Below are 23,514 nucleotides of genomic sequence, written 5' to 3'. Positions count from 1 at the left end.
TACAAAAATTAATTAATCGGTAGTACCGGTTTGCAGCGATTCTTTAGCAGTCTGCGTCCACTCAGAGTGGAAGAATTCGCCGCGCGGTTTGTCGGTGCGCTCGTAGGTGTGAGCCCCGAAATAATCCCGCTGTGCTTGCGTGAGGTTTTGCGGCAATCTTTCGCGGCGGTAGCTGTCGAAATAGTCCAGCGAGGCGCTAAATGCTGGCACTGCAATCCCCAGTTGGCAAGCAGTAGCTAACACGTCTCGCCAAGCCGATTGGCGATCGAGAATGCTCTGTTTGAACTCCGGCGCTAACAGCAAATTCGGCAGCGTGGGGTCGTCCTTGAAAGCAGTTTTAATCTTGTCCAAAAATCCAGCCCGAATAATACAGCCACCCTTCCAAATTCGGGAAATTTCGCTCAAACTCAAGTCGTAATTGTACGACTTCGATGCCGCGCTCAACAGCGCCATGCCTTGCGCGTAGGAGCAAATCTTCGAGCAGTAAAGCGCATCCCGAACTTTGTTCACAAACTCTTTAGTATCGCCTTCGTACTTGCCGCTAGGCCCCGTCAGTTCTTGGGAAGCTTTGATACGCTCGTCTTTGTAAGAAGACATGATTCGGGCATTCACAGCAGCGATAATTGTGGGAATGCTTACGCCCAATTCCAAAGCACTCATAACTGTCCAGCGGCCGGTACCTTTTTGGCCGGCTGCGTCCATAATTACCTCAACTAAGGGTTGCTTAGTTTCCGGGTCAATGTACTTGAAAATGTTAGCGGTAATTTCAATCAAAAACGAGTTGAGTTCGTCTGTTGTATTCCATTCGGTAAAAACTTCCTGCAACTGCTTGCCGTCCAATCCACCCACGTTTTTGAGCAAATCGTAGGCTTCCGCAATGAGCTGCATATCACCGTACTCAATACCGTTGTGAACCATCTTGACGTAGTGACCAGCGCCACCGGGGCCGATGAATGTGACGCAGGGGCCGTCATCTACTTGAGCCGCAATTTTGGTGAGAATTGGCTCTAGTAGACCGTAAGCAGTGCGGGTGCCCCCGGGCATCAAGCTAGCACCATTCAGCGCGCCTTCTTCGCCGCCGCTGATGCCCATGCCGACAAATCCCAGTCCCATCGATTCTAAATCTTTGGTGCGGCGTTCGGTGTCGTCGTATAGCGAGTTGCCGCCGTCAATAATCATGTCGCCCGGTGACAGCATAGGTTTGAGCTGGTCGATGACCGCATCTACGGGTTTGCCAGCTTGCACCATGACTAAGATTCGGCGTGGGGTTTCTAGGGCATCGACGAATTCTGTCAGAGTCTTGGTGCCTACAATGTTCTTGCCGGGGGCGCGTAGGGCCATGAAGTCGTCGGTTTTGGCTGCTGTGCGGTTGTATACAGCCACGGAGAAGCCTCTGCTTTCGACGTTGAGCGCTAGGTTTTCGCCCATCACTGCTAGACCGATTAAACCAAAATTTTGCTTTGTCATGCTAATAACCCGCTGGTTGTTCCCGCTTGATGATAGGTTTGCGAGAGAGGAAAGCGAGGCGGGGTGTACCGCTTTCCGGTGGACTAAAAGTATTGGACAATAGACCTAGGAGGTTTAAGTTTATTTTTATATTCCCAGAATTGCTGTTTGGTAAATCAGTAGGGTTTTTTTAAGATTTAAGGGATATTAATGACGCGGGCAGGTGATGATAAGGCAGGTATTATGTCGATCGCGGTAACGGTAGATACAAACAAGCGGACATTTTGAGGACTATTGAGGAGACTGTTGTAACTATGGAAGATTTGCAGTATCTCGCGGCCTGGGTGAAGGAGCAACACGCTCGCGAGTATATTTTGACTTGGCTGCTGAGTCAGCAGGGGCTGTGGTGGTCTGATGGGGATATTTATCAGGCCGTTTTGCAAAAGTCGGGAAAGCTTTTGAAAGCTTATGTTCAAAAAAGGCAAGCGGGAGAGTTATTTGAGGGAATTTCTGAGAAGTTGGTGGGAGATGATAATTGGGATGATTTGGCGGCGAGTTTGGCGCGGATTCTTGCGGTTTATCAGGAGGAATTATCACATTTGCAAGAGCGCGATCGCAAGGGGGATGGGGTAAAAAAAAATTTGATTAGCCAACCGTTGACTGGAGATCCTTTGCCGCTTTTGGAGGTGCAGCAAGCTTTGCCCGATCCTTATGCGGATACGTTGACGGGGAGATAATTGCTCATCATTTTTGTGGATGGAGGCTCATCTCAGAAACCGGGTTTCTTCCCTTATTTCTCGTACTCAACCCAAATTGTCGCAGAAACCCGGTTTCTCGCCACTTGGGCAACAGTTCTGGATCTAGATTCAAGGATTGAGAATAGGTGTAAGATCTAGAAGAAATCCGGGAAGTACATCTTCACCCGAAAGTGTAGGCGGTTGGTCAAAAGAGAAATTAATAACTTCTGCTACATCTTCAGACAACCGATAGATTTCTACTAAAGGCGTTTGGGGGTCAATTAGCCAACCTAAGCGACAGCCGTTAGTTCGATAATATCGCATTTTAGCCCGCAATGTTTCTACGGAATCACTTTGCGATCGCAATTCAATTACAAAGTCCGGGCACAGGGGAGGAAATTTGCGCTTATCTTCTGCGGATAATGCTTCCCAACGTTCTAGGAGTACCCAAGCAGCATCAGGGGAACGCTTGGCACCGTTGGGTAATTGAAAGACAGTGGAAGAGTCAAAGACTTTTCCCAATCGAGTCTGACGATTCCACAAATTTAGGTCTGTAGTCAAATCCGAATTTCTGATGCCGCTTTCGCCGCCTGCTGGAGGCATAATAATTAGTTCTCCTTCGGGGGTTTGTTCTAATCGCCACTCTTCATTAGCGATGGACAATTGATAAAATTGTTCGTCGGTTAAAGCGACGGCTGCAGGTAGGTTGAGAGTTATAGTTTCCATCGTTGATATTATCGCCAACTAGGTTGGTTTTATTATAGATCGCACTTTATGACAATTTTTTCAAAAAGATCGCATTCATCAGTAAAACAGGTATCTCTGCTTTACCTCGAAGCCTAGATCCCCCTAAATCCCCCTTAAGAAGGGGGACTTTGAATCGAACTTTTGTCCCATCAAGAAGCGGGAATTTGTATTTGACTTTTGTCCCCCCCTTTTTAAGGGGGGCTAGGGGGGATCGAGACTTTGCCACAAAACAAATGAGATTAATCTATCATAAATCTATCTCGCACAATCATCCCAGAAACCGCGTTTCTTCCGATATTTCTCGTACTCAACTGAAAATTGTCGCAGGAACTCGGTTTCTCGCCACCTAACGAGAGAAATTAGATCGCAAATCCGCGATAATTTATCACAATCACCCGCGCCAAATTCCCCACGCTAACCCGCAAGTCCGCCGGGGGTTGAAACCCCCGTCTCATAGCAAAAGTCCTCTCAAAGAGGACTGAAAGACACATTCTTGAACAAGCATTGCAATATCTCCCCAGTCGGTTTCAACCGACTTCCGCTATGAGACAGGGGTTTTAACCCCTGGCGGACTGTTGATTTCACTCTAAATATAGCTACTAGCTTGACGGGTGAACATTGAGCAGTAAATTCCGTTTGATGCTATCAATTCGTCGTGAGTTCCTATTTCTGCTATTTTACCGTTTTCCATGACGGCGATACGATCTGCAATTTTTGCTAAGCCTAATCTATGACTGATGACTATTGTTGTTTTCCCGGCGGCTATTTGGCGGAAGATGCTGTAAATTTCGTGTTCTGTCTTGGGGTCGAGGGCGGCGGTTGGTTCGTCAAAAATGAGCACTTCGGCTGTAGAAAGCCGCATTAAGGCGCGGGCGATCGCAATTCTTTGCCATTGTCCCCCCGATAAGTCTATGCCGTCTTCTAATTGTTTCCCCAAGGGAGTCTCTAAACCTTGCTCTAAACTGTTGACTTTAGCTGCAATTCCTGCTTCAGAAATAGCTTCGTTAATTGCGGTGTCATCCGACAGTGAAAGCAAGTCGCCGAAACCGACGTTTTCGCGGACTGTGGAGGGGAAACGGGCGTAATCTTGCATGACGACGGCGATGCGCGATCGCACGTATGCTAGAGAGTACGATCGCAAATCTTTGCCGTTCCAGGCGATCGTACCACTTGTCGGGTCGTACAGGCGACCGAGGAGTTTGCCAAGGGTGGTTTTACCCGCGCCATTTTCACCAACAAGCACTAGCATTTCACCCGGATTAATCGTTAAGTTGATATCTTCAACCGTGCTTTTATTGCTACCGGGATAGCAAAAAGATAAATCCTTAATCTCGATGCCAATTTTATCTTTTGTGGGGCGGGAATCTTGCCCGCCATCTGGTAAACTAGGCAGGCGAGATGCTACATCCCCAAGCGGAGACTGCAATTCTGGTTTGAGTTCCAAAAGTTGAAAAATCGGACTAACACCGAGAGAGATATCGTACAAATTAGCATAATTGCCTATAAGTAATTGCAAACTTTGCTCGACCTGAACAATCAAACCCGAATAAAGCGCCAAATCTCCCAAAGTATAGCGACCACCCAAAGCTCCAATTACCACATAAACAAAGGGCAAAGCTACTCCTACTCTACTAAAGACTGACCACAAAAGTAAAACAATTGCTCCTTTTTTTCGGATTTGCTGCATCTCGCTAAAAAACTGCAAAAACTGACCCTGCCAGCGTTTGAGCCAAAGTTCCTGCAACCCAAACAAACGCAATTCTTTAGCGTATTCTTCCCCCGTCAATACTCTAGAAGATAAGTTCATTTCACGAGTGATTTTAGCTTGCTTTCTTTGAACTCTCCAGATGATTTTGCTATATTTTCTTTGGATGTAAATTGAGGGGCAGGATGAAATCAACATCAGCACTGGCACCCACCAAGCTATTGCAGCAGCAAGGCCTATCGATGGAATAAATATAAAAATTCCCGTGACTGTCATGCTGATGGTAAAGGCTAGTTGCTGTATTTTGACTACTCCCGTTTTGGCTAGTTCTACTATATTTAATAGTTCGGGGTTTTCAAAGAGGGCAATATCGTCGAAATTGGCGACTTTTTCGATGACTTTTCCTTCGACAAAGCCTTGAACGCGATCGCGCAAAGATGTCGAGACAAAAGAGCCCATTGTGTCTAGGGCATCGCCGACTAACCTGAGACTTAAGACTCCGGCAATACTCCACAGCAATATTGGTCGGGAAAGCATCAAAGCAAAGGGCTGTGCTGTTTGGTTTTGCGATAGCAACCTAGATACTTCATCAATGATTAATTTATCTAAAAAAAGCACGGCAGATGGGGCAGCACCGCCGATGATGTTGAGTATTATTAAATTGCGGAGTTCTATTGGTGCGGCTCTGATTATCAGGCCCAGGCTGCGCCACAGAGCTTGGAATGTGGTAATTTGGATGGGTTGCATAATTCAATCGCAATAATTTTATTTATTCATCTCCTCCTGCTGTATTATAACAGTAGTTACCACGTAATATAGTTTACTAACAATTAGGTCGTCAGGGATTTTAATCCCTGCCTCATAGCTAAAGTCCTCTTTAGAGGACTGTTCGTTAATATTTAGAATTTGAGTCGGTTAGCTTCGTTTAAACAGGAGTGCCGCTTAATATGTACAGGATTTACATCAAGTCTGCTAGTGTGTTTCTTCAGTCCACTTCAGTGGACTTGAGCTGTGAGACGGGGGTTAAAACCCCCGGCGGGTTAGTGCGAAAGCGACAAATATCAAATTATCCAAATGTCAAACGCCGCACCGTACCGTCATCTGTAAATCGCTGTTCGCCAACGCCAACAACTTCCACAATAACTTCGCGTTCTGATATCAAAAATTGACCCTCGCGCGCGGCAATTTCAACGATGATTTTTTCCCCTTCCAAATACACTTTGTAATTAGTCGTAGCCCAGACACCTTGTTCGTGTTCAAAACTGTGTCCGTCGTCCTCATAAAGCGTCCATTCACCGCTTCCGGGCCAAATTCGCATTTTTAATGACTCAAGCGGTTCTTCGCTGACAAATTGCCTCACGGGTTCCATCGCAATTATGCCCCCACCCCGCACGTAAAGCGGCATTCTCTCCAAAGGTGCATAAGCTAAAATGTGCGTCGGGCCCTGATAGCATTCGCCGGTCCACCAATCGTACCAAGTCCCCTCCGGGAAATACACGGCGCGGTGTTCAACTCCCGGGCGGTAAACGGGTGCAGCCATCAGCGACGGGCCGAGCAATACTTGATCGTAAAGGTGATAAGTTGCCCGATCGCGCGGAAATTGATATAGTAACGGTCGCAAAATCGGTGTTCCCGTCGTCGCAGCTTCCCAAAACAACGTGTAAATATAAGGCAACAACTGATAGCGCAAATTCATGTATTCGCGGCAAATCTTCTCAGTGCGATCGCCAAAAACCCACGGTTCGTGTTGGGCCGTATTTATCGCCGAATGACCGCGCATCAAGGGATACAGCATTCCCACCTGCATCCACCGCGCGAACAATTCAGCGGTTGCATTCTCCGCAAAACCCCCGATGTCGCAACCGACAAACGCCACGCCGGAAAGCCCCATATTGCAAAGCATCGGTAGCGACATTTCTAAGTATTCCCACTGCGATAGATTGTCGCCCATCCATACCGACGAGTAACGCTGAATGCCGGCAAAACCCGATCGCGTCAGCACAAAAGATCGCTCGCCCGATCGCACTTGTTGCAACCCTTCCGAACAAGCTTTCGCCATCATCAACCCATACAAATTGTGCGTTTCCGCGTGGGTGGCGCCCTCGGATTCCGGGCCTTGCGGTGCATCCAGCGGAAACCAGATGTGTTGGTGGCCGTCGCCAAAAGGCCGTTCTGCGATCGAAGGTTCGTTCATGTCGTTCCAAATCCCTGCAACGCCCATATCTGTAAGGTTTTTGTGCAATTCGCCCCACCACTGGCGCACCTCTGGCCGCAGGAAGTCTGGAAACACCGCTTTTTCGGGCCAAACATAACCGTGGAATAGCCTTCCCTCTGCGGTGCGGACGAAATAGTCATTTTCCACACCCCGATCGAATACTTCATAATCTCCTTCCGGTTCGTACTTGACACCGGGATCGACAATCGTGACAACCTTAAAACCGGCTGCTTTCAAGTCTGCGAGAAGTTTCGCGGGATCGGGGAAACGCTTCGGGCTCCAGGTAAAAATGCGGTAGCCGTTCATATAGTCGATGTCGAGGTGGATGACATCGCAAGGAATCGCCCGATCGCGAAATTGCTTCGCCAACTCCCGCACAACGTCTTCGGAGTCGTAGCTCCAGCGGCATTGGTGGTATCCCAGCGCCCATTTTGGCGGAAGCGGCATCCGGCCGGTTAACTGCGTGTAGGTGGCGAGAATTTGGGCGGGTTCCGGGCCGTAAATGATGTAGTAATCGAGTTCCGGGCCTCTGGTTTCCATCCGCAAAACCCCCGGTTGTTGGGCGCCGATGTCGAACTGACTCCAAAATGTGGTGTTGAAAAAGAGGCCGTAAGCGCGATCGGGATTCAGGGCGATGTAAAATGGGATCGCCTGGTACATTTCATCGCTGAGGGAATTGTAGTCAAGCGCGTCTATTGTCCAGTTTGTCTTGACTTCGGAGAGTTTGTCGAGAAAGCCGGTGCGTTCGCCGAAACCGTAGAAGTGTTCGTCTGCTTCGATGCTTTTCCAGCCTGCGGTTGCGCCGGTGCGCCATCCCATACTAGGATCGCAGTCGCTAGCAAAGGGTTTTCCCGATTTGTCAAAGCATTCGATGGAAGCGCGATCGCGCTTGACTGAAATCGTTATTTGTGATGTTTCAATTTCTATTTTTTCCTCTGTTTCTCGCACTTCAAATGGTATAATTTCCCACTCTTCGTCAGGGACAGTTATTGATTGCGATCGGCTTTTGAATTCACCTGTCGGGGACATTCGCACTCTGATTAAATTCGGCGCAAGGATGCTGAGGTTTAGGGAAGTTTCACCGCAATTAAAGTGAAAGGTGCGATCGGTTTTCTTTATGGACTCTACCGCGCCTATTGTTGACCAAGGCTGTTCTGTAATTTGGAGTTTTCCGAAGTATTGTGGCATAGACTCTGACTGAAAATATTATCGATTTTGCTTTCATGAGTTAAGGGTTGTCATCTGGCAAAAGGCTGAACTACAACGATCGATCTCATGCACCAAAACCTGAATATCTCTAATCTGTCCGATCCACCGCCTGATTAACCCGATCGCCTGGGAGTATTGTACAGGTGAGAGCTAAAGAACCTCAAATAGATGTAACCTAAGCTTATTAAACCTTTAACTTATGCGTCTCACCGAAATTTTCCCCCTCCTCAAATAGTTATCTCACTCCGATAAACTGTTGCTACTAAATTTCGTGGTAGCCTAATTATTGAATGAATCAGGTTTAATCCCATTGGATTTTCAGAACAAAATAGCTAGTCAAGGTTTATATGATTCTTTTGAAGCTGCTGCTGGTTTAGCAAAAGCACTAGCAGAGGAAAAAGTGAAGACACATGGTTAATATCGTGCTTTGGTAGTCTAGATGGTTGCTTTTTCATCGACCGCCTGCTACGTTTATTTTGGGTACACTAAAAATTGATAGAAAACCTGCCTTTGTCTGTGGGAGTTGTTTTCCTTGTCACAGTTCGGGGCGTCTCAGGAACAGCGGTGAATTTGCTGATTGTTGCGTACATCACAAATTAGCAGAAGTACAGTCTCGGTATTTTTAAAGATGAGGGTACCCATGAAACGTAAAAAACAAGACCAACTCAGCCGCCGCCATTTTCTACTCGGTTCGGCAATGGCAGGTAGCGGTATTGTTGTCGCAAACCTGCGATCGCAATCAGGATTAGCACAATCTTCTGCACCGGCAATTATCACGTCGGATCAAATGCGGCCCAGCATTCCCTACGGTGTTGCTAGCGGTGATATTACCGGCAACAGTGCGGTGATTTGGAGTCGGTGCGATCGCTCCTCCCGGATGATAGTCGAATATGACACCGCCGAGTCCTTCGGCAACGTGCAGCGCATCATCGGGCCTGCAGCGTTGGAAACTAGCGATTACACGGCGCGTATTAACCTGATTGACCTACCAGCCGACCGGCAAATATTCTACCGAGTCAGCTTCCAGAATTTAGCCGATCCAAACATCTACAGCGTCCCCGTTACGGGGAGTTTCCGCACACCTCCAAACAGCAAGCGCGACATCTTTTTTGCCTGGTCGGGAGACACCGCCGGACAGGGTTGGGGTATCAATTCTGAATGGGGCGGCATGAAAATCTATGAAACTATCAGGCAGCTTAAGCCAGACTTCTTCATTCATTCTGGCGATTACATCTATGCAGATAATCCGATTAAATCTGAGGTAAAACTTGACGACGGTAGCATCTGGAAAAACATCACAACAGAAGAAAAGTCAAAAGTAGCTGAAACCTTAACAGAGTTTCGCGGAAATTACATCTACAACCTGCTAGACAATAACATCCGACGCTTCAACGCCGAAGTGCCTCAGCTAGTTCAGTGGGATGACCACGAAACTACAAACAACTGGTATCCCGGCGAGATGCTAATGAGCGATGACCGCTACAAAGTCAAAAGCAGTTCTTTACTGGCAGCGCGAGGCAAGCAAGCATTTATGGAGTATACGCCGATCCGCTTCGATGCCAACGACCCAGAACGAATTTACCGTTCGTTCAATTACGGTTCTTCCCTGGAAATTTTTATGCTGGATATGCGTAGCTACCGAGGAATAAACACTACCAATCGTCAGACAGCAGCAAGTGAAGAAACGGCGTTTTTGGGTAATGCCCAAGTTAGCTGGTTAAAGAACAAATTGCAGAATTCAAAGGCAAGGTGGAAAGTAATTGCTAGCGATATGCCAGTCGGATTGGTGATTGAAGATGGCAAAAACAGTGGCAACTTTGAGAACCTCGCCAATGGAGATGGCCCTGCATTAGGACGCGAACTCGAACTTGCTCAATTGTTGCGCTTTATCCAACAAAACAATATCCAAAATGTCGTTTGGCTGACCGCTGACGTGCATTATGCTGCCGCGCACTACTACGATCCCGGTCAAGCTCAATTCACTGATTTTAAACCGTTTTGGGAGTTTGTTGCCGGGCCGCTTCACGCTGGAACTTACGGACCAAATAAGCTTGACAATACTTTTGGCCCCCTAGTTAAGTTCCAAAGTTTGCCGCCGGGAGAATTAGAAAATCTACCTCCTACAAAAGGTTTTCAGTTCTTTGGTACGGTTAAAATTAATGGCGACAGTCAGGTGATGACTGTGGCGCTGCACAACCTTGAAGGCAAAATTCTCTACAGCGTGGACTTGCCGCCGGAGGTTTAAAACAGCTTCAAGGGCGCTGGACAAGTCGATCGGCACAATTACTATTTACAACGTGGAAGAACCCGCACCCACGCAGAGTAAAACTCTTACCAGTCGGAGTAAAACCAGCAAATTCGCCGAGAAATGTACCGCTAGTTTGGGTGGGCGACCTCCTCCTGATTGGATCGGGCGTATTTTCTGACTTGACGCAGCTTTTTGGTGCCGGTCGTACAAGCTAGATGCGTGAGTAATTAGTCCTATTAGTTGGTCGTAACTTAAGCCTAACAGCCTTTGATTTTCTCAGGGATGTTTTTCTATGTGTTCCAGGAGTTGATTCATTTTTTTTAAGTAAAATTCCCTTATAACATACGTGCGATCGCCCGCCTATTTATTTTTTGGAGAGGTCTAATTTAAAAGGAAGGGCGAGCGCGCTCATTTCCGATTCAACTATTGTTGAATCCACTGATTGAGGCCATCCCACAAACAATGGCGTGCTTGCAGAGCATTGTTAGCAGCATTTACAGCTTGCATCCATTTGATAGAGTCATTGTCACAAATGTTTCTTAATAGTTTCTGTCCCATTGGGGCGTGTTGCTCTTCATCCAGTTGGGTGTGTCTTTCCAGGTAAAGACGAAACGAATTGCAGGGAATACCTTGAGCATCTTCTAGTTGGGTAAGGATTTGTTGAAACATCTTGGGAATCACATCCTCTCTACCTAATAGAAAAACTGCGGCAACTTCGTGATTCAATCCGCTTGCTGCTTTTAATGTGGTCATTACAAAAGTTTTAGTAGCTTCGGGAATCGGCAGATTTGCCAGAGCTTCATTAGCAGAAAAACCTTGTTGAATAGCCGCAATAAAACTCCGAATTGGTTGGCTATCTGCACCAACTTCTTCCATTGCAGCTAGGTAGAGATGAAAGTGACTTGAGTAATAACCTGGAGAAATTTCATCGGTTTCTTCTCCCAAAACTATTTCATTAACTAATCGCGCTGAATGGATATCTATGGGAGGAACCCAAGGTAATTCAATACAAGTCAATCGACGTTGCAGCGTTTTGAGAAGTGTCATAAAATCCCAGACAGCAAAAACATGAGATTTCATAAACACTTGCAGAGATTTCAAGTCATTGACGTGCTGATAAATTGAGTGAGTGAGTAGTGCATTGCGGGCGGTGGAGGTTTGTGCTAATAACTGAATGTATGGATCTAAGGTTTCTGAAATTTGATGGTGATTCATAATTTACTCCAGAGTATTGTTGGCGATTTGCTGGAATTACACCCTGATACAGCACTTTGCCTGACTAAGAGGTACAGTAACAGCAATGAGCAAAATAACCTTGCACTCTACTATTGTACCTCCAATACTCCGGACAGTTTTTGAGACAGAGGCTGAAACCCTCATTCTACCGTTAGCATTTGACCTCACTGAGAAGGCCCAAACCCGCATTCTGCGCTTAGTGATTGAAAACTGTCCGGACTATTGGTACCTAATCTTTAAGCAAAGTGCTGTATACCTGGTAGCTTTGCTTTTTTTACGCAGAAAAATATTAATTTAATCTAAAATAATTACTTAGTAACTGTTGCGACTGCTGGTATTTTTTAGACCACCCTCTATTTGTAAACTTTATTAACGTTCTATCGCCAGTTAGATATTGTCGATCGCCCTCCCAGGGTTTTGACCTAATGCACGGGTTGCTTGTTTTAGCAAGATGCTTGCGACAAAGCCCCAACACGCATCTGTTTTCCAGCTAGCAAACTCAAGAAATTAGTGATAAAACAGAGGCCGGATGCGATCGCGGAAATTAGGCCCGCCCCTGCAATTCCACAAGTTAAAATAAATGGGCGATCGGCTGCTGAGCGGCATCATGTATAATGAAATTGGCAATATAATCGAATCACCACAACGATCGCCTGTATACTGATATTCTGCCGTTGCTAGTCGGTTTCTACACTTGCGGGCGATCGCTCGCAGTTAAGAAAAACCCTTGACTTAAGTAAACGGACTGAAATCAAGATTATTATGTCCTCTGCGAGGAACGAAGCAATCCCAAATCTGAGCGATTGCTGCATTTCTATCTGCTGTTTCCTTAAAATTTGATGATTTTTGAGTGCCTTGAAATACTATAGCCAACATCCTAACGCTTTCTCGATCGACTACCTCAACGACTTGCGAGGAGCAATTCTAGCCTCCCCTTATCTAGCAATCAACAACCTCAATCGCGATTTCATTGGCACAAAAGGGTTTTCCGTGGTGTTTCAACGTGCGGAAATCGCCGAAGTAGAACGGCGGTTTCCCTTGTTCAAACCCTATCTAGACCAAGCATTACAGCCTGAATGCAATGCTTTTTACCTCAACCCTTTGTTGCTGGGTGAAGGTTCCCGCGTCGATCCGCATATCGATCGATCATTGCGATCGTACTGCAAAACTGTTGAACCTCCCGCAGCCGTCAGCGTTTTATACGTACAAGTACCGCCGAACTTGCAAGGGGGAGAGTTGATACTGCGGCGCAACAAACAGCAAGTCGGGCAGATTAAGCCGCAAGCCAACTCGCTAATTTATTTTCAAGGAGATTTGACTCACTCTGTCAACGCTGTTAAAAGTACCGGAACTCGTTTGAGTTTGGTTTGCGAACAGTACAGTTTGAACGAAACAGAACTGCAAGATATTCCAGGATTCACAGTGGAATCTAGGGCAGTAAAAGCCAAAACCAAGTAAGGTTTATTATCTAAAAAAAACAGCTTCTTTGACAATCAAAATGTCTCCCTAAGCAGGAACTACTGTCAGGCTACCTACAAAAAAAACTTAAATACCCAGCTCTATGTTGGGCGCTTGTTTATACCCGTAAAAAAAGAAGGCCACTGTAGGCACCTGAACCAAACCCTTAGTTCATTAGTCGTTGCCAAATCTTTAATCTCAAGACTTACGCAACTGTCACAAGACTTTTAGGTATGTTATTGCACTTCAGCGCTCTTAGGATATGAAAGAGCGCTGAAGCGCAACAACATACCTTTGTTTAAAGTGCCAGTTGTGTAAATCCTGTTTTTTAACGATTGCAGATTTCGGGGAGCGCTTTTTCTTCGGGATGATTAGCAATATAATTGCTCAGCCATTGGCAACTCAGTTTCATTAAATTATCTACATCAAGTTCCAAATTCCAGATCCTTAAAGTAGAATCATCGCTGGCAGAAACAAGAGTTTTGCCGTCGGGACTGATGTTAACGTCATTAACTCGATCGCTATGTCCCCCAAAAGTTTGTAGGGGCAGCACCTCCGATCCCGTTTGGCCGTCTGCTACATTCCACAATTTAATTGTGTGATCGAAACTTGCAGATGCGATCGTTTTGCCGTCGGGACTGAAACTAATGCTTTTTACCCAAGTTCCGTGTCCTTTGATCGTTTTGAGTTCGGTGCGTGTTTCTGCATTCCACAATTTAATGGTGCTGTCATCGCAAGCGGATGCTAAGATTTTGCCGTCGGGACTGAAACGCAGGCTGGTAATTCGGCTGTTATGGGCTCTCAGAATCCTTCTTGGAGTAGATTCTAAATTCTTTAAATCCCAGAAATAGATCGCGCGATCGTTTCCTGCGGATGCTAAAGTTTTGCCATCGGGACTGAATGTGACACTTCTAACTCTTTCGAGATGTCCTGTGAAGGTTTTGATTTGAGTACGGCTTTCTAGATGCCACAATTTAACAGTTTTATCGACTCCGGCTGATGCTAAAATTTTACCGTCGGGACTGAAAACAACGCTATCAATTCCCCTCTGATGTCCTGAAAGAGTTTTGATTTCGGTGCCAGTTTCTAGGTTCCACAATTTAATAGTTTTATCGCTTCCTGCAGATGCTAAAATTTTGCCGTCAGGGGCGAAACTGACGCTGGTGACGGCACCTCGATGTCCTAGAAAAGTTTTGATTTCGCTGCCGTTTTGTGCATTCCACAATTTAACAGTGCGATCGTTGCTACCGGAGGCAACAGTTTTGCCGTCGGGCGAGAAACTCGCACTGAAAACCTGACGGCGGTGGCTTTCAAGCACTTTCGGTTCGATGCCGGTGAGGTTCCAGAGTCGTACCGTGCGATCGGTACCTGCCGTTGCCAAAGTGCGGCCGTCGGGACTGAAACTAAGGCTGGCAACCCTGCCGGTGTGTCCTTTGAGCGTTTGCGGCTCGATGTCTCCTAACTGCGATAAATTCCACAATTTGACGGTGCCGTCTTCGCTAGCGGTAGCCAGAGTTTGGCTGCGGCTGTCTCTGGGACTAAATTTGACGTTCCAGACTTGCCTGGTGTGGGCTTGCAGGGTTTTGAGGAGAGTCAGGTTTTGGACATCCCACAGCTTGACTAAACCGTCTTCACCCGAAGATGCTAGGGTTTTGCCGTCGTCGGAGAAACTGACACTTCTGACAGCATTGGTATGGCCCCTCAGCGTTGCGATTTCCGTTCCGTCTACAGGATTCCAGAGTTTGACAGTGCGATCGCTACCCGAAGATGCGATCGCCCTCCCGTCGGGCGAAAAAGTGACGCTTGTTGCCCACCCCCTATGCCCAGTAAAGGTTTGGAGCAAAGTGCCGTCTGCGGGATTCCAGAGTTTGACAGTGCCGTCGGAACCAGAAGATGCGATCGCCAATCCGTCGGGAGCAAAACTGACTCCTCTCACCCAGCCCCTATGCCCCGTAAGGGTTCTAATTTGTGTGCCGTTTTCAATGTTCCAGAGTTTGATAGTAGCATCGTCACTAGCAGATGCGATCGTCTTGCCGTCAGGTGAGAAACTGACAGTCCAAATGTTGTCGCGGTGTCCGGTGAGGGTTGTGAGTAAGATGCCGTCTGGGTTCCAGAGTTTGACAGTATCGTCTTCGCTAGCGGATGCGAGGATTTTGCCATCGGGCGAGAAAACGACGTTTCTGAGGACAGCTTGGTGGCCGAGGAGTCGATCGCGCTCTCGGATGCTGTAAATTGCTTGTTGGAGGGCGATCGATACTTGCATCTTAGTTTCGGATTTTGCCGGACTGAATGCCTCTAATTTTTTAAGTTTATGTGCTGCTTGCAGTGCTTCAAGCAGTGCTGGAAAAGGGTTTGAGGCTAAAGTTGTCTTTGACGACAAGCTTTCGAGGACTATTTTAGTTTCTGCGAGTTCTCGATCTGCTTTAATTACTTGCAATTGTACGCCGATAGCTGCTGCTAAAGATATCCCTAAAATTGTCGAGCCGATCGCAATTATTTTTCTAGCTTGTTTTTTAGCTAACGTTAACTCTGTTTTAGCTTGATGCTGAGCCAGACTTAAAGTTTCATTAGCTTGTGCCAATATTTGACTTTCCTCAGCTTGCAGTGCAAAAGCCAATTCAACTTCTCGCTTTTCCAAATCCTGAGCCGCCGCTAAAAAGCGGTAATCCAGATGGCTTAAACTTTGATATTTTGCCCATTCCAAAGCTTCCTGCAGCGCCTGACCCCGCAGGAGCCGCGAATTATCCTCAAAATTGGCAGCCTTCCAAGCATTAAAATTTTCCGAATAAGGTCGCAGCTTTCCTAACTGTTTTTCCACCCATTCAAGATTGAAAACTTCGGCATAGATTCGGTTATAAACTTTTAATTTTCCGTGCTGTTGCACCACTAAACCTGACAGTCGCAATTCCGTTTGTTCGGGACTGCCATCAGCAAGAACCCCCCCCAGCCCCCCCTTGCTAAGGGGAGGAGCAAGAGTGGCTATTTCTTGCTTTCCCAGGGGTGAAGTAGCAGCATTTAGCCCCCCCTTGCTAAGGGGTGGCTGGGGGGGGTTCGCGGATTGCAAAACCTGCTGGTAAAGCCCCAATAACTGCCCCGCTTTTTGCTGATTTCTCAAAAGGCGATCGCGAATAGTTTTCAAATGTTCAGGCTCATCCTGAGACTCCCAATTCTCCACAATCCGCAACTTCACCAACCTCTCAACTCCGTCCTCCTGTTTGGAACAGGCATCCTGCCCGTCTGTGGGGATCGAACAGGCATCCTGCCTGTCTTTCTCAGCGCCCTCTGCGTCTCTGCCGTTAACTTTCTTCAACTCCTTTTCCAGCATTAACTTGCACAGCTTTTGGGTCAAAAAAGGTTGTCCCCCCGTCCAATCCAAAATATCTGCGATCGCACTTTCAGGATTGGCAACTTGCCCCTGCCAACCATCAATCAAAGGCTGCACTTCATCAATCTTAAAACCGCGTAAATTGATCGCCTTACCAATATTAAAAGGAGTTTGAGTTTTATCAGCAATCAAATCCGAAGGCGTCGCCACCCCCAACAGCGCAAAAGTCAAACGCCGGTACAGAGGATTGTCAACTCTTTGATTGTAAAACCAGCGAATCAGAGCAAAAAACTCATCAGCCGAAAAATTCATGCTCAATACTCGATCTATCTCGTCAATAAAAATAACCATATTTTGGGAAATTTCAACTAAAATAACTTCTTCGATAAACAAACTAAACCGCTGGACGGGAGATAACAAGTCCCGGCGTTCGCGCCACCAATTCCGCCAATTAATTTTATTACCTAGCTGACAGCTACTGACCAAAGAATTGACAATGCCTGCATACCACTTTTCGGGAGTTACATCTTCCTTGCCAATCCCAGTTAAATCGATAAAAGCGCACACAGTACCTTCAGCTTGCAATTTTTGCATCGCCCGCACCCGCAAACTAGATTTGCCCATTTGCCGCGAATTCAAAACGTAACAAAACTCACCCGCTTTCAAACTTTCGTAAAAGTCCAAGTCTGCTTGTCGCGTCACGTAACTCGACGCATCTGCGGGGAGACTCCCGCCAATCTGATATTCATAACTAACTGGAGATTCTTTCATCATTGCCTGCACCAAAATCTAGATTTGATTGTACGATCGCAAACCTGACTATGTAGAGATTTACCAAAAAACCTGATTTTTGCTGATTTTGATGATGCTTTGTCAGGCTGCACCTGATTTTTTCCGATAAATTCCGAGTGCGAAGCTCTTTATCAGTTCCTATAATACCTGATTTTATCACCATTGAAGTTCAAGAGTTTTACGAAGACACTGATAACAGAAAGCGAAAGGTGCAGCAAACAAATACAAACACTTAGCGCTTTGACAAACTCAGAATACACTCATAAATAGGATTAATACCATGACAGAACTTAGAACGATCACCGACGCTAACATTTCTACCTTGAGATTCGGTTTAATTGAAGACTTGACCGACGTTCCCCGGACTGAAGACCCTGATTCAGATAATCCGAATCCTAAGCCTAATAAATTCGGTTTGATTGAAGACTTTACCGATATTCCCCGGACCGACCCCGATGGCGATCCGAATCCCAATAAATCCCCTTTTATTGAAGACTTCACCGATGTTCCCCGGACAGAAGACGATGGTAATCCAATGGTAGAAATACGTGAAGTAATCGCCGCAGATAGCAACTCTACTAACAGCTTATTTGGCAGCATCGATAAAATCAGTGGCTTACCCAATGACAACATAACGGGAACACCAGGAAATGACTACCTAGTAGGAAAGCATTACACGGACGATGACATCTTTGGCGGTGGCGGTGCAGATACACTCAAAGGCCTTGACGGTGACGACTTCCTATTTGGCGGTACTGGCAATGATAAAGTCTATGGCGGTGGCGATTCCGATTGGCTAGAAGGGAATAGCGGCAACGATTTTCTTGTTGGTCACGCCAATGGTGACGGATACGATTATTATGAAGTCGATACCTTAATTGGCGGTTCCGGAGCCGATACATTCTCGCTAGTTATCGACGGCCCAGAGTTTGAAGTTCCTTACTTAGATGGCTTAGGTGAGCACGCTTATGCAATTATTCGGGACTTTAATAAAGCAGATGGAGATGCAATTTTGATGGTCGGTCAAAAGCAAGACTACGAATTTGTATCGGGCTACTACGATTACGGCAATGACTCTCTGAAAGACACAAAAATATTTTATCAAGGTGACATGATTGCCGTAGTTTCGGACACAATGACTGCGGATTTAACCCTCTCTTTTGTGTGATTCTATCTGTAGGGCGCTGCACACACTCCGCTTCGCTCCGCCCATTCTTGGCGTGTCAACTTAAGAGAAAATACCCCGCTTGCCTGCGGTTGGAAACCGCTCGTCTGGGTGCAAGTCGAATGTGGCGACGCCCGTCATCGAACTTGCACCCTTGCCTACACAAACAAAATTCATCTACGTGGGTTTCGCTCAATCTCTACGCCCTAATTTTGAACAACAAGGAGCAACTGAAATGGCAATTATTAATGGAACCCCTTTCAATGACAACGATACCTTCAATAACGGTCAATTCCGACCCAAGTTAGTTGGTAAAGATCCTGAATGGATGCAAGGCCCCAATGGCCCTGTATTAACGCTGGGCTCTGACACAATCTATGGTGATGCAGGAAGCGATATATTGTTGGGTCTTGGTGGAAATGACTATCTAGATGGTGGGTCTAACAACGACGTTCTCGATGGTGGTGCTGGTAATGACACTTTATATGGCGGCGTTGGCTACGACTATCTAGTTGGCGGCCCTGGTAACGATCGGCTGATTGGTGGTAATTTAGACGATGCTCTGCTTGGCGGTATCGGCAATGACAGTCTCTTGGGCGGAAGTGGTAACGATCAACTTACTGGTTTCGGCTTTGGGGAAAATGAATTCGACCTCCTCACAGGTGGCATTGGAAACGACAGGTTCGCGTTGGGTGACGCAAATAGCGTTTACTACCTCGGAAATGGGTACGCCACAATTACGGACTTTAGCTTAACTCAAAGCGATAAAATCCAAATTAAAGGCATTCTAACAGACGGTTATTCGCTTGGGCTTGGCAACTGGGAAGGTAGCAATGCCCAAGACACGGGAGTCTTCTACAAGGGTGATTTGATTGGTGTTGTGCAAGACCAAAATATTACCAATGTCAACCCCAATCAGGTGTTTATCTCCGCTTTTTAACCTAAAACGCGGCAGAAATATTCGCGGTACAAATTGCAACGCGGCATGACATAATTGTTTTGCCGCCGCACAATTCCCATGCTGTGCAATTTGTAAATTTGCATTGAATCTAATTCAACTGGTTCGGCAGAATTAACAACTTTTTTCAAAGCCAAAGCTAATTCTGGATTGTGTTGCAGTATTTCCAAATGCTTCCGCAAATGACTGCTGTAAATTCCCGATTCTGATGGCGCATTTTCTAATAGCTGAGTTAATGAGGTTTGGCCACAACTAATCTCATACATTGCCAATCTTACTAAATAAGGATGTCCGCCGATCGCACTTATTAACTTTTGCAATTGCCCCTCATCCCACTCCAAGCCGTGCAAACGAGCTAAATCGTGAATTTGCGGCCTGTCAAACTCCAGCAACTCAACCGGCACTCCCGCATTAAACGGAGATTGATTCATGTCCAAAGGAATATAAACTTCGGTAGAATGCGCCATTACCAACCGCAGTTTTTTCCAGGTATCCGAAATCTTGGCTTTTTCGTGCCAGCTTCGCAGCATCCCCAGAAAATCTTCAACTACTTCTGTGTAGGGAAATAGGCGATCGACTTCATCTAACCCCAAAACCAAAGGCCCTGATGTTTCTGCCAGCAAATACTCTTCAAAGTAAACCGTACAGTTATCGTTGCTGCCCAAAATATCCGTATCCCAATATTCGTTTAACTTGTTTTCTAACTTTAACTGTCGGCTTACCATCAAACACAGCCAGCGCAGAAATTTATCCAAATTTGTTAATATTCCTCGGTCTGCAGCGCTTAAATCGAGATAGACGGCGTGATATTTTTCCCGATCGCCCTGAGCTAAAATTCTGGTCATCAATGAAGTTTTGCCCATCATTTCCGGTGCTTTGATCCGAATCAGCGAACCGGGTTTCACAACTGTCTCGCAGCACAAAGATTCAATGTTGCAACGTTCTACATAAAAAGGAGAATCTAATGATACCGAACCTTCGGGAAATGGCAAATTTGCGGTCGCCTTCAGTGTTGGCGAGGGCGGATTTGTGTTAGTATGTTGACGTAAGTCTGGCGAGGCAAATCTCCTTAGAGCTTCTTTGAAATTTTTCTTACTAATTTTTTCTCCTAACGCTTCTGAAAGCTTGTGCCACAATTTGTTACCAACATCTTTGTTGAGGTATTCAGCACTGTAGCCGTAAGTTTTGGCGATTTCATCGTAACTTTTGCCTTCCCAAGAACCTTGAAGGACTTTCATTTCGATGTCGCTGAGATATTTGCCGGTATTTTGAGCAAAAATGCGATCGGCAGATTCTTTGGTTTGGCTCCAAGAGAAGTCTAATTCTGAGTTCATGGGCTCGACCGGTAAGTACGTATATACGTAAGTATGCAGACTTTGAGAAGAGATATATTGTTCCTGCCTGGAAAAGTCACCCTGACTTTTATCTATTTTAACTGATTTAACCTGAGTTTTTATTTTCACTCCTTGTAGAAAAGCCTGATGTTACTCCCCTGGTCGGTTTTGTTCTTAGGAAATAAACTGGTTTAGAAGCAAGTTCATTGCCGATCGCCCAATCGCAATTATCGATCGCCTCACCAACAATAGCCGAACCTCGCCAACGCCAGGGTATAAGGAGAAAAATTATGGCTGCTACGATTACCGTTAATAGCACAGATGACTCAAATATCAGGAATGCCGTCCTCACCCTCAGAGAGGCAATTCTGGTTGCGAATGGCACTCTGAATGTTCCTGATTTGACAGTGGCAGAACAAGCACAGATTAACGGTACTGTCGGTACTGCGGCCGATCGCGACACGATCGCCTTTAATATCGGGGCGATCGGTTCTCAGCAATTAATTCAGCCTCTATCCGCACTGCCGCCCATATCCGATCGAGTGATCGTCGATGGTTGGAGTCAAGGCGGCGCGGGCTATAACGGTTTGCCACTGGTGGAACTCAGCGGCAACCTCGCCGGAGTTGGGATGGTCGGACTTGATATCACTGCTGGGAACAGTACCGTGCAAGGTTTAGCGATCGACAGATTTAGCTTGGCAGGCATCCGCTTGCAAACCAATGGCGGCAACGAGATCGCCAGCAACCATATCGGCACCGATCTTTCGGGTACGATCGATCGGGGCAACCGCAGGGGGATCTGGATTGATGGCGTTCCAGATAATCGGATCGAGAACAACTTAATCTCCGGCAGCATCACTTTGCTTAACACCACTTTTGGGGTTGGTATCGAGATTTCCGGCATCGCTGCGCGCAACAACCAAGTAATCGGCAATCGCATTGGCACTGATATTACCGGTACTGTTGCGATCGGCCAAAGTACCAGCATTTTTATCCAAAATGCGCCTGAAAATCTGATTCAGAAAAACCTGATTTCTGGCAATCGGGGTGTTGGTGCGGTTGTTGGTAGCGGAATTGCGATCCAAGGCCCAACTGCTAGTCAAAATCGAGTTGTTGGCAACCTCATCGGCACTGATATCACGGGTAATGTAGCGCTAGGAAACAATTTGTATGGCATCCTTATTGCCAGCGCTTCTAACAATATTATCGGTGGAACAACGCCTCAAGAACGCAATATCATTTCTGGCAGTCAGACTGCGGGTATTGCTTTTCTACAAGGGCCCGGTTCAGGCGTTGTACCTGCGGCAAACCGGGTTGTCGGCAACTATATCGGCACTAATATCACCGGTACTGCCGCTTTGGGAAATCTGATTGGCATCTTCATCGGTGTTGGCGAAAGCAACATCATCGGTGGCGCGACACCCCAAGAACGCAATGTCATTTCCGGCAACCAAGTGGCGGTCTTATTCCAGCGCAACGAGACAACTGGCAACCGCGTTATCGGCAATTATATCGGCACGCAAGCTGACGGCAGCACTCCTTTACCCAATACCTTGTACAGCGTTATAGCTCAAGATACTGGTGTCAATAACCGCCTCGGCGGCACCGCAGCAGGAGAAGGAAATACGATCGCATTTAATGCTAGTAACGGCATTCAAGTTACTGGTGGCAACGGCTTGGCAATCTTAGGCAATTCGATTTTTTCCAATAGTGTTTTGGGTATCGATCTCGATAGCGATGCCGATCCCCTAACTAGCGACGGCGTTACTCCAAACGACTTGGGAGATGCGGACACAGGCGGCAACGGCTTGCAAAATTTTCCTGTTTTAAACTCTGCAACTGCTAGCAACGGCAACATTACTATTAGCGGCACTCTCAACAGCATTCCCAATACAAATTTCCGCGTCGAATTTTTTGACAATACTGTTCTAGATCCCAGCGGTAACGGCGAAGGACAAACTTATCTCAACTTTGTTAATGTCATCACTGATGCTGCTGGCAATGCTAATTTTATATCGCCGCCTTTAACTGCAACAGGGGCGATCGTTACTACTGCTACTAACTTAACAACTAACGAAACTTCCGAATTTTCTCAACCTTCCCCCGGCTTACTGCAATTGAGCAACCCCGCTTACACGGTGAATGAAAGCGGTACAGTTGTAGGTGCAGCGATTACTGTCGATCGCATCGGTGGTAACAAAGGTGCAGTTGGGGCAACGCTGACGCTGACGGATGGCACTGCTGTTGCTGCTGACTACACCAATACGCCGATCGCAATTAACTTTGCCGCCGGCGATACGACACCAAAAATTGTTACTATTCCGATCGCCGATGACGCGATCGACGAAGCTGACGAAACGGTTAATTTATCTCTAACTAATCCAACGGGAAATGCTACAGTTGGCGATCGATACAACAATGCAGTTTTGACAATTGCAGATAACGATAACCCTCCAACTGTCAGCATCGCCCCCGCCACGATTAACCAAGCTGAAGGCAATACAGGCACAACTACCTACAACTACACCGTTAGCCTCTCCAATGCTTCTGGTTTGCCCATTACTGTTAACTACAAGACATATGACGGTACGGCTACTACGGGCGATATCGACTACGAAGATAATGACGGTAATCTCATCTTTAATTCGCCAGAAGCGCTAACAAAAACGATCGCTGTAATTGTTAACGGCGACAACAAATTCGAGGCGAATGAAACTTTCAGCGTTACCCTCAACAACGCCACCAACGCCACCATCGATCCCGCCGCCAACCAAAGTACGGGCATCATTGTCAATGATGATAGTGATGACTCTAATCCCACTCCAACTCCGACACCAACACCGACAGAAACGCCGACACCAATACCAACTCCCACAGAAACTCCGACACCAACGCCGACACCAATACCAACTCCCACAGAAACTCCGACACCAACACCA

The 23,514-nt window shown here is 46.6% G+C and carries 13 protein-coding genes; 6 read left to right on the top strand and 7 right to left on the bottom strand.

Annotated elements, in window-relative coordinates; all coding sequences use genetic code 11:
- Positions 1-12: 12 nt before the first annotated feature.
- Complete coding sequence (gene gnd, locus QUA57_RS14840) at positions 13-1,467, bottom strand: decarboxylating NADP(+)-dependent phosphogluconate dehydrogenase (protein WP_333061943.1); 1,455 nt, start codon at positions 1,465-1,467, stop codon at positions 13-15.
- A gap of 293 nt (positions 1,468-1,760) precedes the next feature.
- Between gnd and QUA57_RS14835 the strand changes: the two genes are divergently transcribed.
- Positions 1,761-2,183 (top strand): hypothetical protein, encoded by a 423-nt coding sequence (locus QUA57_RS14835; RefSeq protein WP_333061944.1) that lies wholly within the window; start codon positions 1,761-1,763, stop codon positions 2,181-2,183.
- 129 nt (positions 2,184-2,312) lie between these two features.
- On the opposite strand, the gene QUA57_RS14830 is transcribed toward QUA57_RS14835, so the two are convergent.
- The 3 genes from QUA57_RS14830 to QUA57_RS14820 all read right to left on the bottom strand — a co-directional run bounded on the left by QUA57_RS14830 (position 2,313) and on the right by QUA57_RS14820 (position 8,038).
- Positions 2,313-2,909, bottom strand: a complete 597-nt coding sequence (locus QUA57_RS14830) for a Uma2 family endonuclease (protein WP_333061946.1) — start codon at positions 2,907-2,909, stop codon at positions 2,313-2,315.
- 607 nt (positions 2,910-3,516) lie between these two features.
- Positions 3,517-5,382 (bottom strand): ABC transporter ATP-binding protein, encoded by a 1,866-nt coding sequence (locus tag QUA57_RS14825; RefSeq protein WP_333061948.1) that lies wholly within the window; start codon positions 5,380-5,382, stop codon positions 3,517-3,519.
- Positions 5,383-5,701: 319 nt separating this feature from the next.
- Complete coding sequence (locus tag QUA57_RS14820) at positions 5,702-8,038, bottom strand: glycoside hydrolase family 31 protein (RefSeq protein WP_333061950.1); 2,337 nt, start codon at positions 8,036-8,038, stop codon at positions 5,702-5,704.
- Positions 8,039-8,699: 661 nt separating this feature from the next.
- On the opposite strand from QUA57_RS14820, the gene QUA57_RS14815 reads away from it, so the two are divergent.
- Complete coding sequence (locus QUA57_RS14815) at positions 8,700-10,304, top strand: alkaline phosphatase D family protein (RefSeq protein ID WP_333061954.1); 1,605 nt, start codon at positions 8,700-8,702, stop codon at positions 10,302-10,304.
- Between the two features lie 426 nt (positions 10,305-10,730).
- Here QUA57_RS14815 and QUA57_RS14810 read toward each other — a convergent pair whose 3' ends face one another.
- Positions 10,731-11,522, bottom strand: a complete 792-nt coding sequence (locus QUA57_RS14810) for a DUF3050 domain-containing protein (protein ID WP_333061956.1) — start codon at positions 11,520-11,522, stop codon at positions 10,731-10,733.
- Positions 11,523-12,389: 867 nt separating this feature from the next.
- Here QUA57_RS14810 and QUA57_RS14805 point away from each other — a divergent pair.
- The gene (locus tag QUA57_RS14805) at positions 12,390-13,001 is read left to right on the top strand and encodes a 2OG-Fe(II) oxygenase (RefSeq protein WP_333061957.1); all 612 of its coding nucleotides are present in this window, start codon (positions 12,390-12,392) and stop codon (positions 12,999-13,001) included.
- Between the two features lie 328 nt (positions 13,002-13,329).
- On the opposite strand, the gene QUA57_RS14800 is transcribed toward QUA57_RS14805, so the two are convergent.
- On the bottom strand, positions 13,330-17,100 hold the full coding sequence (locus QUA57_RS14800; protein ID WP_333061958.1) for a WD40 domain-containing protein: 3,771 nt from the start codon (positions 17,098-17,100) through the stop codon (positions 13,330-13,332).
- 298 nt (positions 17,101-17,398) lie between these two features.
- Here QUA57_RS14800 and QUA57_RS14795 point away from each other — a divergent pair, with 298 nt between their 5' ends.
- Both QUA57_RS14795 and QUA57_RS14790 read left to right on the top strand, forming a co-directional pair.
- Entirely contained in the window at positions 17,399-18,286 is an 888-nt protein-coding gene (locus QUA57_RS14795) for a calcium-binding protein (protein WP_333061960.1), read from the top strand.
- 79 nt (positions 18,287-18,365) lie between these two features.
- Positions 18,366-19,223 (top strand): calcium-binding protein, encoded by an 858-nt coding sequence (locus QUA57_RS14790; protein WP_333061962.1) that lies wholly within the window; start codon positions 18,366-18,368, stop codon positions 19,221-19,223.
- Here QUA57_RS14790 and QUA57_RS14785 read toward each other — a convergent pair.
- Entirely contained in the window at positions 19,220-20,575 is a 1,356-nt protein-coding gene (locus QUA57_RS14785) for an AAA-like domain-containing protein (protein ID WP_333061963.1), read from the bottom strand. The genes QUA57_RS14790 and QUA57_RS14785 overlap by 4 nt on opposite strands.
- A 290-nt stretch (positions 20,576-20,865) precedes the next feature.
- On the opposite strand from QUA57_RS14785, the gene QUA57_RS14780 reads away from it, so the two are divergent.
- A partial coding sequence (locus tag QUA57_RS14780; protein WP_333061964.1) for a Calx-beta domain-containing protein occupies positions 20,866-23,514 on the top strand: 2,649 nt, incomplete at its 3' end.

Origin of the sequence: Microcoleus sp. Pol7_B2, from assembly GCF_036701035.1 — a bacterium.
GTDB lineage: Bacteria > Cyanobacteriota > Cyanobacteriia > Cyanobacteriales > Microcoleaceae > Microcoleus.
The sequence above is the reverse complement of the archived record's forward strand: the minus strand, read 5'-3'. Positions and strand labels throughout refer to the sequence as shown.